Below are 12,928 nucleotides of genomic sequence, written 5' to 3'. Positions count from 1 at the left end.
TACCCCGCGGGGGTGGCCACCGGTGTGGCCGCCCCCGCGGATCAGTCCTGCCGTTCGGTGCGCTCGATCTCGGTGAACGCGGCGGCCAGATAGTCGTCCAACGGCACGCCCGTCACCGCCAACAGGTCGGCCACGAGCAGCGGGGCATGCCGGGCCGGGGCGGACGCGTCCGGCGGCGACTCGTCGCCGTCGGGGTCGTACACCCCGAGCGCTCCGGCGAGCAGGACGAGCACCACGTGCGGGTCGACGTCCGACCGCCACCGCATCGCGTCCTGCACGCAGCGGGTCAGCACCTGGCGGATGTCGTCGCCGGCCAGCCCCTCCGGGTGGCCCTCCTCCAGCAGGAGCCGAACCACCGTACCGAGCACCAGACCGGACCGGTCGTCAGCCGCGAGATCGGCGACCGCCTCGTCGTACGCCTGGTTGTCGCGCGCCTGGGCGGCGGCGACGGCCGCTGTGGCGGTCACCGCGATGGCGCGGGCGGTAGCGGGCAGGTGTCGCCAGGTGCCGGTCATCGGGCCAGCATCGCAGACCCGGCGGACACCGACGATCACCGTGGGGTTGGTCACCCGGCGGCCCGGGAACAGCGTCGCCGCTGCAAAACGGTTCGCGGGGCGTCACACCCACCGAACAGAATGCCGGACATGCTGCGTCGATCCCTGCCCCGTCGTCCGGAAGCCCGCCGGATGCTCCTCGGCACCCTGCTGTCGGCGATCGGGCGGGGCCTGACCCTGCCGTTCCTGTTCATCTACCTCACCGACGTGCGCGGGCTCACCGACACCCGCGCCGGTCTGGTGATCGGCTGGTACGGCGTCGTCACCCTGGCGTTGTCGCCGCTGGGCGGGACGCTTATCGACCGGTTCGGCGCGCGCCGGGTGGTGGTGCCGTGCTTCGTGATCGAGGCGATCGGTACCGGTTCGCTGGCGCTGGTCCACTCGACCGGCTCGGCCCTGCTCGTGATGACCGTGATCGCCGTCGGCAGCTCGGCGATCTGGTCCGGGCAGAACACCATCCTCGCCTCGCTCACCGACGACGGTGAGCGGCAACGGGTCTTCGGGCTGAACTTCGCGCTGCTCAACCTCGGCATCGGCATCGGCGGCATGACGTCCGGCGCGATCGTCGACACGGCGCGGCCCGGCACCTTCCAGACGATCTACCTGCTGGATGCGGTCAGCTACCTGATGCCGGCCCTGATCCTGTTGACCCTGCCCGGCGTCGGCCACCGACTCGGCCACCGCTCAGCTGGCGACGGGCCGTCGAGCGGCGGCTACCTGACCGTGCTCCGGGACCGTCCGTTCCGCCGGCTCGTGATCTTCGGTCTGGTTCTCACCACCTGCGGGTACGCCCAGGTCGAGGTCGGCTTCGCCGCGTACGCCGTGCGCGTCGCCGAGGTGAACCCCCGGGTGGTGGCGTGGGCGCTCGCGGCCAACACGGTGATGATCGTGCTCGCCCAACTGCTGGTGATCCGCCGGATCGAGGGGCGCAGCCGCACCGGCGCGCTCGCCGTGGTCGGGGCGGTGTTCGCCGTCGCCTGGCTGGTCCTCGGCATCGCCGGCGTGATCAGCACCGGCAACGCCCTGGTGGCCGCCCTGTGCGTGGTGGCCTGCTCGGCGATCTTCGGCCTCGGCGAGACGCTGCTGTCGCCGGTGATGCCGGCGCTGACCAACGCGCTCGCCACCGACGAGCTGCGCGGCCGGTACAACGCCATGAGTTCGATGATCTTCGGGATCAGCGGTGTGATCGGCCCGGTGACCGCCGGCCCGCTCATCGGCGCGGCCAACGGCATGGTCTGGGTCGCGGTGGTGGTCGGCGGCTGCCTGATCGCCTCGCTCATCGCGCTCTCGCTGCGCCGACTGCTCACCGTCGACCAGGACGGCCGCCCGACGATCACCACGCCCGCCCCGGCACCCACCCCCGTCTGACGACCCGTCCCGCGCCCCGCGTCCCGTGCAGCGGCGGCCGGTGCCCGGGGACGGGTCGGGCCCCGGAGCTGGTGCTCCGGGGCCCGATCGTTGCGGGGTACACCGTCAGGCGGCGGGGACCTCGGCGGTGGTGCGGATGCGGTCGAGCGTCGGGGCGGAGACCGGCGACTTCGCGGTCAGGTACGCCACGAACGCGTCCAGGTCGATCTGGCCGGTGACCTGGTTGGTCCCGGCGGTGAGGGCGCTGAAGCCGTCGCCGCCACCGGCAAGGAAGTTGTTCACCGTCACCCGGTAGGTGGCGGCGGTGTCGACGGCGGTGCCGCCGATGGTGAGGCTGCCCCGGACCACGCGGGTGCCGGCGCACGGGTCGGCGACGGTGCCGGTGGTGCCGGCCGGGTCGACCACGTAGCCGACGGTCGACGATGGGTACAACGTCCGGCCGGTGACGAACTGCTGTTCCAGTACGCAGTAGAGCTGCGCACCGGTCAGGTCGAGCGTCACCAGGTTGTTGGCGAACGGCTGCACCGTGAACGCCTCCTCGTAGGTGACCGGGCCGGCGTTGAGGTCGGCCCGGACCCCACCCGGGTTCATGAAGGCGGCGACCGCATTCTGCTCGTCATCGGTGGCGGCGAGCTGCGCGTCGGCGATCAGGTTGCCCAGTGGCGACTCACCCAGGGTCGTACCGAAGAGGGTTTCCTGGGTCTTGGTGATCGCGGTGGTGGTCTCGCCGACCTGGCGGCCGGCGACCGGGCCGAGCACCGTCTTGTACTTGTCGATCAGGGCGGTCTGCTTCGGATCCTTGGCGACGTCGCGGGTTACCACGACGTTGTTCGCGGAGGCCGAGAGCACGTCCCCGGAGCGGCGGTCGATCTTCAGGTCGATGTCGGTGACCAGGCGGCCGAACGAGCTGGCGCTGGTGACCAGCTTGCCGTTGATGTTGCAGTTGTACGCCTGGTGGGTGTGGCCGCTGACGACCACGTCGATCGACGGGTCCATCCGGTTGGCGATGTCCACGATGGGCCCGGTCATGCCGACGCAGTCGTTGATGCCACCGGTCGCCGCCTGGGCGCCACCCTCGTGCAGCAGCACGACGATCGTCTCCACGCCCTTGCGGCGCAGCTCGCGGGCGTACCGGTTGGCGGTCTCCGCCTCGTCGGCGAAGGTGAGGCCCGCGACGCCCTGCTGGCTGACGATCTGCGGGGTGCCCTCCAGGGTCATCCCGATGAAGCCGACCTTGACGCCCTGCACCTTGTGGATCGCGTACGGCGCCATGAGCGGCTTGCCGGTGGCGGTCTTGAAGGCGTTGGCGGACAGGTACTGGAAGCCGGCGCCCCGGTACGGGGTGCCGTCGGCGCAGCCGTCGACCGGGTGGCAGCCGCCGTTCTGGATCCGCAGCAGCTCGGCGGCGCCCTCGTCGAACTCGTGGTTGCCGACGCTGGCGTAGTCCAGCCCGGCCATGCTCAGCGCCTCGATGGTCGGTTCGTCGTGGAACGCGGCGGAGAGCAGGGGGGACGCGCCGATCAGGTCACCGGCGGCGACGGTGATGGTGTTCTTCTTCTTGGCGGCGGCGCGCAGCTCGGCCAGGTGGGTCGCGAGGTATTCGACGCCTCCGGCGGGCTGCCCGGCGATGGTGCCGCTGGAGCCGGTCGGGGGTTCGAGGTTGCCGTGGAAGTCGTTGAGCGCCAGCAGGGTGACGTCGACCGGCTTCGGTCGCGCGTCGGCCTGCTCGGGGGTGGTGGCGACCGCGCCGAGCGCTGCCACCGCGAGCGCGGTCAGGCCGACAGCGGCCCGACGCATCCCGGGTATGGACATGGAACTCCTCGTGAGAATCGGCGCGTGCGGTGGCCGGCCTGTGGGTCGAGCGGCCGCCGTCGACGCCGTCGGAAGGATCGATCACGCTTGCGGGCGGTTGGGGCGTCGCCCGCCCGGCCAGCCTCTCATCCGGACGCTCACAGGTCGAGCCGAGCAGCACAGCAGAGCTGCGAATACACCGATTGGTCCACCATCGGTCACCGACCACATCTCGTCGATCGACGTCCGCGGCGAACGCCGCCGGCGGTCGACCGGCGGCGTCCGCTTGCTCAGCAGGAGGTGTAACTGCCCTTGCTGCCCCAGGAGCAGGAGTCGATCTGCTTCCCGGCCGAGTCGCGCAGGTACGCGCTGTCGCCGGTGTTGTTCCAGATGTACGCGCCGGATCCCCAGTAGCGGTGGGTCGACGTGTTCTTGCCCTTTCCAGTGTGGATGTAGACACTCGCTCCGGCGGCGAGGCGGACGTCGCCACTGAAGGTGTAGACATGGCGCGCCTTGTCCCGCAGCGTCCAGGACTTCAGGTTGATGGTGCTCGACCGCCGGTTGGTGAGGCGGACGTACTCCGCGTTCAGGCTGGAATTCGAGCGGTTGTCGCTGCCGGGCGAGTTGTAGTAGACCTTGGTGATCTGCACCGACGGAGTCGCGGCCTGCGCCGGTCCGGCGGTGGCCAGCGTGGCAGCGAGCGTCCCGGCGAGCGCGAGCGCGAGACCGATCATCTTCTTCGTCATTCCGTCTCCTCACTCCGTGCGCCGGCCGACGAACGCCGACGCAGTCGTTCCACGTGTGACGTGGAGCGCTGACGCTAGCGGCGGGACGGGGCGGGCGTGGCCAGCGAGGAGGACGCGTCGCCAACTCGATCCGGGCGGTGGAGCGTGGTGCGCCGGTCGGTGCGCGGCGACGCTGCCCGGCAGTTCGGACCGGTCGACCTTCGGACGCGTCCGGACTCTCACCGGCCCGTCCATCCGGTCCGATGATCTCGTCGGTCGATCCGGCCGGTGGATCATCGCCGCCGATCCGGGCGGAAGCCGGGCTTGGCCGGTCAGCCGGTGGTGAGCGCGTCGCGGACCAGAGTCGTCACCGCGTCGGGTGGCCAGCCGTCCGCGACTCCGGGGCGCTGTGCCAGGTAGTCGGCGATCCGCTCGGCGGCCCAGCCGTGTGACTCGTGCAGCCCTCGGGCGATCATGCGCAGGTAGGCCGGTGCCGGTGGCCGGCACCGCACGGCCGACGCCGGCTCGGGGGCGGTGAAGGTGAGCAGCGGGACGCCGGCGCGCAGGCCGGGGCAGATCAGGGTCTCGTAGCGGCCGGGGCCGAGCGTCGCCCGCCCCTCGGCGACGGCGGTGTCGACTGCCGCGCCGGCCGCCGGGACGAGGTCGGCGGTGTCGCCGGTCGGGCGGTACATCTCCTGAGCGGCGATGTCGGTGAACTGCTCGATGGTGACCAGGTAGGCCCGTGCGGCGGCCTCGCCCGGCAGCTGCGGGTCATAGAACGCCATCCCGCCGGTCCACGCGCCGGACTCGCCGGCGAAGTAGATCCCGCCCGGCAGCCACACCGGCGCCGACCGGCTCGGTGGGCGAGGGTCGCGGCAACCCGGGTACGTCCGCCGGCCGCCGGGCGGGCAGCCGCCGACGATGTACCAGGCCAGCCGGGCGGCGTGCATGTTCGAGCCGTACGCGACGTACCAGACGGTGCCGGGCATGGGCGCTGCGATCAGAAGCCGCAGGTCTGGCCGGCCGAGTGGCTGACCTGCACGACATGGGTCACGCAGCCGTCGGGCTCGATGCGGTGCAGCAGGAAGGCGGTCGGTTCGGCGACCCAGCCGATCACCTCGTCCGTGGCCATCGTGAGGGTGCTCTGCTTCCAGGTGCTGGGCGCCACGGTGAGCACCGTGCCCGCGTACCCCACGGTGACCGTGCGGTGCAGGTGCCCGGCGGCGACCCGTACGACGTGCCGGTGCCGGCCGACCACCTCGGCCAGCGCGGGCCCGTCGGCGAGCCGGATGGTGTCCGCCGTCGGGATGCCGACGGCGACCGGCGGGTGGTGCAGGAAGATCGCGGCGGGCACGTCGGGCCGACCGGAGAGCACGCCGTCGAGCCAGCCGAGCTGCTCCTCGCCCAGGTTGCCGCCGCCGCTGCCGGGGGTGAGCGAGTCGAGCACGACGACTGTCGCCGCCTCGTGGTCGACGTGGTAGTAGGCGGAGAACCCGCCGCCGAGCCAGGGCGTGCCGCCGAACGCGTCGAGCAGCGACTCCCGGTCGTCGTGGTTGCCGGCGGCCAGGTACACCGGAAGCGGGAACCGGCCGATCAGGTCGCGCAGCGCGGCGTACTCGTCGGGTCGGCCGTGGTCGACCAGGTCGCCGGTGATGACCACGCAGTCGGGTCGCGGGCGCAGGGCCAGCACCCGGCCGAGCGCCCGGTGCAGCCCGGCGGCGGGCTCGGCGGCGAGCAGGCCGGTGGTCACGTGCGGATCACTGAGCTGGGCGATGAGCATGAGTGCTCGCCTCCTCGGCGACGGGAGTTCCACGCTATCGCCCGCCGCCTCTTCCCACAGGCTGCGTCCACAGCCTGTGGATAGCACATGTGTACGAAGCCCGGAGGGTTCCCTCAGCGTGGGTACGCTTGATCGCGCAGACCCTCCCCTACCTGGAACGACGTGCGAGTGGATCATCAGCGAGTCATCCGTGACGTCACCGTCCGCCTGTCGATGGCGTCGACCGCGCCGGAGGCCTGTCGGCGGACGGTCGCCGCGCTGTCGCGCCACACCCCGGCCACCATCTCGGTGCTGCTCGAGGCCCACGACCGGCTGCGCTGCGTGGCGGCGACCGGCGCGTGGCAGGTCTTCGCGACCGTCCCGGCGCGCACCGGGATCGTCGGCCGGGTGTACGCCACAGACGTCGCGGCGGTGGTCCCGGACGTCACCGCCGACCCGGACTACCTTCCGGTACGCCCGGACGTGACAGCTGAGCTGTGCGTGCCGGTGCGCGACCCGGCGGGCCGGGTGATCGGCGTACTGGACCTGCAGTGGAGTGGGCCTGTCGACCTGGAGCCGTGGCGGGAGACCGCGCAGCGGCTGGCGGCCCGACTCGGCGCCCGCATCGCCGCAGTGGGCGGCCCTCCGTCAGAGAGCCGGAGCGAGAAGCTGCTCCGGCACGCCGCCGCGCTCTCCGCCGCGCCGACCGAGGAGGCCGTGATCGGCGCGGCGACCTCCGCCGCCCGGGAGGTGTCCACCCTCTCCACCGCGGTGCTGCTGACCGGCGGTCCGGAGGGCGCCCAGCTCGGGCCGCCGCCGCTGGCCGGGTGCGAGTTGGAGACCCGCATCCGGGCGGAGTTGGCCGAGGCGGGGCCGGAGGCTCTCGGCCGGATGATCGAGCGGGCGCACCGGTACGGCGCCGGGTACACGCTGGGCGAGGCGGGGCACCCGCCGACCGAGGACTACCGGCCGCTGACCCGGGCCGGGGTACGCACGCTGATCGCCGTTCCGGTGGGTCCGCCGGGCGCGGGTGGGGCGCTGCTCGTCGCCGACGAGCGGGCGCTGCGGCCGGACCCGACCACGGTCAGCCTCATGGAGCTGCTCGCCGGGCAGGTGTGGACCAGCCTGGACCGGCTGCGTACGCTCGCCCGGCTGCGGGAGCAGGCCAGCTCGGACCCGCTGACGGGGCTGCGGCACACCGGCCCGTTCGGGCAGCGGATCGCGGCGGCCACCCCGGGGCGTACGGCTCTGCTGGCGATCGACGTGGACGGCTTCAAGACGGTCAACGACACGTACGGCCATCAGGCCGGCGACCAGGTGCTGGTCGGGCTCGCCCGGGCGCTGGAGGGGGCGTTGCGGCACGGCGACGAGCTGTACCGGATCGGCGGCGACGAGTTCGTCGCGGTGATCGAGGTGAGCCGTCCGGAGGAGGCGGTCCGGATCGCCGAGCGGTTGACCGAGGCGGCTCGACGGACCGGTCGCACGATCAGCGTCGGCGTCGCGCTGCCCCGCCCCGGCGAATCCCCCGATGGCACCCTGCGAAGAGCCGACCAGGCCCTCTACGCGGTGAAGCGCCAGGGCCGGGACGGAGTCCACCTGGCCGCGGCGTGAAACCTCCCGCCGATCCTGCGCTTCCGGTCGTCGTCTTGTCGCTCTGATCCCTCGTGCCGGCGCAGAAACCGCGAGATCGCCGCAGCGCGGGGTCAGGCGGTGCGGAGTTCCTTGGCGAGGAGTTCGGCGATCTGGGCGGTGTTGAGGGCCGCGCCTTTGCGGAGGTTGTCGCCGGTGACGAAGAAGTCGAGGGCGCGCGGGTCGTCCAGGGCGCGGCGGATCCGGCCGACCCACGACGGGTCGGTGCCGACCGCGTCGATCGGCATCGGGAACTCACCGGCGGCGGGGTCGTCGACCAGGATCACGCCGGGGGCGTTGCGCAGCGCCTCGCGGGCGCCCTCGGCGTCGACCTCGGTGGCGAAGACCGCGTGCACGGCCACCGAGTGGCCGGTCACCACCGGCACGCGCACGCAGGTGGCGCTGACCTTGAGGTCGGGCAGGCCGAGGATCTTCCGCGACTCGTTGCGGATCTTCATCTCCTCCGACGACCAGCCGCCGTCGGCCGACGAGCCCGCCCAGGGCACCACGTTGAGCGCCAGCGGCGCCGGGAACGGGCCCAGGTCGTCGCCGACCGCCTGGCGGACGTCGCCGGTACGCGAGCCGAGCGCGCGATCCCCGGCGACCTTGGCGAGCTGGTCGTGCAGGATGTCCACGCCGGCCTGACCGGCGCCGGAGACCGCCTGGTAGGAGGCGAGCACCAGCTCCCGCAGACCGTACTCGCGATGCAGGGGCGCGACCGCGACGATCATCGCGAGGGTGGTGCAGTTGGCGTTCGCGATGATGCCCCGAGGCCGGTTGCGGACCTGCTCGGGATTGATCTCCGGAACGACCAGCGGGACGTCCCGGTCCATCCGGAACGCGCCGGAGTTGTCCACCGCGATCGCGCCACGGGCGACGGCGATGGGCGCCCACTCGGCGGAGACCTCGTCGGGCACGTCGAACATCGCCACGTCGACCCCGTCGAACGCCTCCGGGGTCAGCGCCTGGACGACGAGCTCCTCGCCCCGGCAGCGCACCCGCTTCCCGACCGAACGCTCGGAGGCGAGAAGCCGGATCTCACCCCAGACGTTGCGACGTCCGCTGAGCAGCTCACACATCACGGTGCCGACGGCACCTGTCGCTCCGACCACGGCGAGGGTGGGCAGCGCCGTCATCGGCGCTACCTACCCGTCCCGGCGTAGACCACGGCTTCGGTGTCGCCGCCCAGCTCGAACTGATCGTGGATGGCGCGGACCGCGGCGTCGAGGTCGGTGTCCCGGCAGACGACGGAGACGCGAATCTCGGAGGTGGAGATCATCTCGATGTTGACCCCGGCAGCGCCCAGCGCGGCGAAGAAGCCGGCGGCCACGCCGGGGTGCGAGCGCATGCCGGCGCCGATCAGGGAGACCTTGCCGACGTGGTCGTCGTAGAGCAGGCCCTTGAACTTGACCGGCTCCTGGATCTTGCTGAGCGCGGCCATCGCGGTCGGGCCGTCGGCCTTGGGCAGCGTGAACGAGATGTCCGTACGGCCGGTGCCCTCGGTGGAGACGTTCTGCACGATCATGTCGATGTTGATCTCGGCGCCCGCGACGGTGTCGAAGATCCGCGCGGCGGCACCCGGCTCGTCGGGCACCCCGACGATCGTGATCTTGGCCTCGCTGCGGTCGTGCGCGACCCCGGTGATCAGTGCCTGCTCCACGGAAAGGTCCTCCATCGATCCGGTGACCATCGTGCCGGTGTTGGTCGAGTATGACGAACGGACGTGGATCGGCAACCCCGCCCGGCGGGCGTACTCCACGCTACGCAGGTGCAGCACCTTCGCGCCGCACGCGGCCAGCTCCAGCATCTCCTCGTAGGTGATGTCCTTGATGTGCCGGGCGTTGGGAACGATCCGCGGGTCGGCGGTGAAGATGCCGTCCACGTCGGTGTAGATCTCGCAGACATCGGCGTGCAGCGCGGCGGCGAGCGCGACGGCCGTGGTGTCCGAGCCGCCGCGGCCCAGCGTGGTGACGTCCTTGGTGTCCTGCGAGACGCCCTGGAAACCGGCCACGATGACCACCGAGCCCTCGTCGAGCGCGCCCTTGAGCCGCCCCGGGGTGACATCGATGATCCGCGCCCGGCCGTGCACCGAGGTGGTGATCACACCGGCCTGCGAGCCGGTGAACGAGCGGGCTTCGTACCCCAGGTTGTGGATGGCCATGGCCAGCAGGGCCATGGAGATCCGCTCCCCGGCGGTGAGCAGCATGTCCAGCTCGCGGCCCGGCGGCAGCGGGCTGACCTGGTTGGCCAGGTCGAGCAGCTCGTCGGTGGTGTCCCCCATCGCGGAGACCACCACCACCACGTCGTCGCCGGCCTTGCGGGCGGCGACGATGCGCTCGGCCACCCGCTTGATCCGCTCGGCGTTGGCGACGGAGGACCCGCCGTACTTCTGCACCACGAGTGCCACGACGGTGCACTCCCTCCCAGTGACCCTGAGCGTGCCGACGCCGCCGGAACCGGGGCCGGCGGCGCGTGTCAGACCCCATGAGGGTATCGGGCGGGCCACGGCGGCGGGTCGGGTGATCCCACGATCCGGCCCGCGCGGGCGTGCGGGCAACGCGGGCGGCCAGGTCCGCGAGTTCGGGCGGTACGCCGAAAGGCCGCGCCCGACACGCCGGGGCGGACGGCTGCCCGCCGCTGCCCGCGCCTGGCCCGCACCCACCAGAATGGGCCGGTGCCCGTCCTCTTTCGCTCGGCCGGCCGCGTGCTCGGGCCGCTCGTGTTCGCCCTGCCGGCAGTCCTGGTCTCCTGCACCAGCGAGCGGCCTCCGCCTCCGCCGCCAGCCGACCCCGGCCCGGTCGAGGTGGACGCCACCCGGGACGAGCTGGCCGCCCTGGCCGCCGCCGCACAGGATCGCCACCTGGTGGCGCGCTACGTGTTCACCCGGACCGGCCAACCGGACCGCAGCATCGTGTTCACCAGCGCGAACGACGGCAGTTGGCGCGTCGACGTGCCGGGCGGGGCGCTGGGTGGCACCGCGGACGTCTCGCTGGCCGCGACCGGCGACGGGCTGTTCCAGTGCGCGCTGCCCTCGACCGGTCACCCGGAGCCGGCGCGCTGCGTACGCCTCGGCGAACGTGACGACGCCCTCCCGCGCCGGCTGGACCCCCGGATCCAGCATCCGCTCACCGACTGGCTGGACGTGCTGACCGACCGGCGCGCGCCGCTCGCGGTGGCCCTGGCCGCCACGCCCAAGGGGCTGACCGGCACCTGCTACTCGGTCGACTCCACCTCCGCCTCGCTGAACGCGCCGTTGGACGTCGGCATCTACTGCTACGACACCGACGGCACGCCGACCGGCGTCCGGACCGACGCCGGCACGCTGCGGCTGGCGGCCCCGCCCGGCCCGGCGCCCGCCACCGTGCAGCTCGCCGGGCCGGTGGTGGTGGACGCGGAACCCCTCGACATCGCAGCCCCTCCGACGCCCGATCCGACACTCAGCCCGAGCGCGGGAACGCCCTGATCTTCATCCCGTTACGGGTGCTTTTGCCCACATCCCGCAGGCCCACGTTGATCGGCGAATCACCCATAAAGGACGATCCTCGGCATGGCTGACCTGACCCCGCTGCTCGCCTTCCGCTGGAGCCCTCGGGCCTTCGACCCGAGCGCCACCCTGACCTCGGACGAGGCGGCCTCGCTGCTGGAGGCCGCGCGGTGGGCGCCGTCGGCGGACAACGGGCAGCCCTGGCGGTTCGCCCTCGGCCATCGGCACGACCAGAACTGGAAACGGATCCTGATCAACCTCCCCGCCGACGACCAAGGCTGGGCCCGGCACGCCGCGACCCTGGTGGTCGGCGCGCACACCGGCGGCGACGCCGAGCGGGCCGCGTACGACCTCGGTCAGGCGATCGCCCACCTGACCCTGCAGGCCACCGCGCTCGGTCTGCACGTCCGCCAGCTCGTCCGCTTCGACCGGGCCGGCCTCGCCACCGAACTCGACCTGCCCGGCGGCGTCCGACCGCTTGTGGTCGCCGCCGTCGGTCGGCTCGGAGATCCCTTCGCCCTCCCGGCCGAGCTGCGCGCCCGGGAGACCGGCCTGCGGCACCGCCGGCCGGTCGCCGACCTGCTGCTCGCCTGATCACCTGATCGGGTCAGCCGCCCCGCTGGCCCGCAGCAGAACCCCCGCGGCGTCGGTGTTGCGGTAGAGCACATGCCGACCCTGTCGGGACCGGCCGACCAGGCCGGCGGCGTGCAACGCGGCCAGGTGCTGCGAGACGTTTCCGGCGGACATCCCGGTGAGCCGGGCCAGGTCGGTGGTGGTGGTGGCCGTGTCGAGCAGGTGCAGCAGCGCGGCGCGGCCGGGGCCGATCACCCGTGCCAGCGGGTCGCCAGGCGGTGGCGCGGTCGCCTCCCAGAGCGTCCCGACCGCCCGGACCGGGTACGCGGCGGCCGGCAACGAGTCCTCCAGCAGGTTCCACAGCACCCGACGTTCGCTGAACACCGTCGGGTTCAGCGCCAACCCACGGTCCCGCAGGTCGAAGTCCCGCGCGAACGGGTCGTCGCTGACCACCCGGTCGCCGAGCCAGCGCAGGCTCGGGTGGAGCTGCTCGAAGAACCGTCCGGCGCCGTTCTCGGCGAGCTGTGCGGCCCGGTACGCCACGTCGGCGTCGAGCAGCGCCCGCATCCGCGACCAGTCCGGGGCGATCGCCTCGTCGTACCAGACCCGCACCGCGTCGACGAGCTGTGGCAACAGCCCACGGGGGTCGGCGAGCAGCGCCAGCCCGAACGGGCTCAGCGGCCGGCGCGGGGTGGTCGCCAGCAGGTCCTGGACCACCACGGCCGGCGGTGTCGCGGCGATCTGGTCGAGCTGCTCGGTCATCTCCACGTTGGGTCGGGCCGCCGGGGTGAGGAAGTCCGGCAGCCAACTACGCGGCCGGGCCAGCTCCACCAGCGGTCGGACCCGGACGGCCACCTCGGGCCGACGCATGGTCACCCGGGCGCGGTCGATCCAGGGCAGGTGCACCGCGTGGTAAACGGGGCTGGCCAGCGCCCACATGCTCATTACCGTCTCGTTGACCGGCGACACGGCGAGCCGCACTCTCGCGACGTCGGCCAGGCTGAATCGCAACTCGGACACGCGCCCTCCCCCGGGAGCAGGATTC

12 protein-coding genes are annotated in these 12,928 nt (G+C 72.6%); 4 read left to right on the top strand and 8 right to left on the bottom strand.

What is annotated here, in order from left to right:
* Nucleotides 1-41: 41 nt before the first annotated feature.
* Complete coding sequence (locus ABZU53_RS09225; protein WP_355064880.1) at nucleotides 42-515, bottom strand: hypothetical protein; 474 nt, start codon at nucleotides 513-515, stop codon at nucleotides 42-44.
* A 129-nt stretch (nucleotides 516-644) separates the two neighbouring features.
* Here ABZU53_RS09225 and ABZU53_RS09220 point away from each other — a divergent pair, with 129 nt between their 5' ends.
* The gene (locus ABZU53_RS09220) at nucleotides 645-1,922 is read left to right on the top strand and encodes an MFS transporter (protein WP_355064878.1); all 1,278 of its coding nucleotides are present in this window, start codon (nucleotides 645-647) and stop codon (nucleotides 1,920-1,922) included.
* A gap of 105 nt (nucleotides 1,923-2,027) precedes the next feature.
* On the opposite strand, the gene ABZU53_RS09215 is transcribed toward ABZU53_RS09220, so the two are convergent.
* The 4 genes from ABZU53_RS09215 to ABZU53_RS09200 all read right to left on the bottom strand — a co-directional run bounded on the left by ABZU53_RS09215 (nucleotide 2,028) and on the right by ABZU53_RS09200 (nucleotide 6,218).
* Complete coding sequence (locus ABZU53_RS09215; RefSeq protein WP_355064876.1) at nucleotides 2,028-3,734, bottom strand: bifunctional metallophosphatase/5'-nucleotidase; 1,707 nt, start codon at nucleotides 3,732-3,734, stop codon at nucleotides 2,028-2,030.
* A 269-nt stretch (nucleotides 3,735-4,003) separates the two neighbouring features.
* On the bottom strand, nucleotides 4,004-4,459 hold the full coding sequence (locus ABZU53_RS09210; protein ID WP_354856495.1) for a lamin tail domain-containing protein: 456 nt from the start codon (nucleotides 4,457-4,459) through the stop codon (nucleotides 4,004-4,006).
* Between the two features lie 311 nt (nucleotides 4,460-4,770).
* Nucleotides 4,771-5,427, bottom strand: coding sequence for a histone deacetylase (locus ABZU53_RS09205; RefSeq protein WP_355064874.1), 657 nt, complete (start codon nucleotides 5,425-5,427; stop codon nucleotides 4,771-4,773).
* Nucleotides 5,428-5,438: 11 nt separating this feature from the next.
* Nucleotides 5,439-6,218: a phosphodiesterase gene (locus ABZU53_RS09200; RefSeq protein ID WP_355064872.1), complete on the bottom strand. Its 780-nt coding sequence runs from the start codon at nucleotides 6,216-6,218 to the stop codon at nucleotides 5,439-5,441.
* Nucleotides 6,219-6,386: 168 nt separating this feature from the next.
* Between ABZU53_RS09200 and ABZU53_RS09195 the strand changes: the two genes are divergently transcribed.
* Nucleotides 6,387-7,808 (top strand): sensor domain-containing diguanylate cyclase, encoded by a 1,422-nt coding sequence (locus ABZU53_RS09195; RefSeq protein WP_355064871.1) that lies wholly within the window; start codon nucleotides 6,387-6,389, stop codon nucleotides 7,806-7,808.
* A 92-nt stretch (nucleotides 7,809-7,900) separates the two neighbouring features.
* Here the strand turns inward: ABZU53_RS09195 and ABZU53_RS09190 are convergent, their stop codons facing one another.
* Together ABZU53_RS09190 and ABZU53_RS09185 are read right to left on the bottom strand one after the other, a co-directional pair.
* Nucleotides 7,901-8,962, bottom strand: a complete 1,062-nt coding sequence (locus ABZU53_RS09190) for an aspartate-semialdehyde dehydrogenase (protein WP_354856484.1) — start codon at nucleotides 8,960-8,962, stop codon at nucleotides 7,901-7,903.
* Between the two features lie 5 nt (nucleotides 8,963-8,967).
* Nucleotides 8,968-10,233, bottom strand: coding sequence for an aspartate kinase (locus tag ABZU53_RS09185; RefSeq protein WP_354856481.1), 1,266 nt, complete (start codon nucleotides 10,231-10,233; stop codon nucleotides 8,968-8,970).
* Between the two features lie 267 nt (nucleotides 10,234-10,500).
* Here ABZU53_RS09185 and ABZU53_RS09180 point away from each other — a divergent pair, with 267 nt between their 5' ends.
* Both ABZU53_RS09180 and ABZU53_RS09175 read left to right on the top strand, forming a co-directional pair.
* Nucleotides 10,501-11,289: a hypothetical protein gene (locus ABZU53_RS09180; protein WP_355064869.1), complete on the top strand. Its 789-nt coding sequence runs from the start codon at nucleotides 10,501-10,503 to the stop codon at nucleotides 11,287-11,289.
* A gap of 84 nt (nucleotides 11,290-11,373) precedes the next feature.
* On the top strand, nucleotides 11,374-11,904 hold the full coding sequence (locus tag ABZU53_RS09175) for a nitroreductase family protein (protein ID WP_355064868.1): 531 nt from the start codon (nucleotides 11,374-11,376) through the stop codon (nucleotides 11,902-11,904).
* Here ABZU53_RS09175 and ABZU53_RS09170 read toward each other — a convergent pair whose 3' ends face one another.
* Nucleotides 11,905-12,903 (bottom strand): ArsR family transcriptional regulator, encoded by a 999-nt coding sequence (locus tag ABZU53_RS09170; RefSeq protein WP_355064866.1) that lies wholly within the window; start codon nucleotides 12,901-12,903, stop codon nucleotides 11,905-11,907.
* Nucleotides 12,904-12,928: the final 25 nt, after the last annotated feature.

The organism is Micromonospora sp. NPDC005194 (genome assembly GCF_040608335.1).
Taxonomy (GTDB): domain Bacteria; phylum Actinomycetota; class Actinomycetes; order Mycobacteriales; family Micromonosporaceae; genus Micromonospora.
Note: the sequence above shows the minus strand (reverse complement) of the source record. Positions and strands in the feature narration are given on the sequence as shown.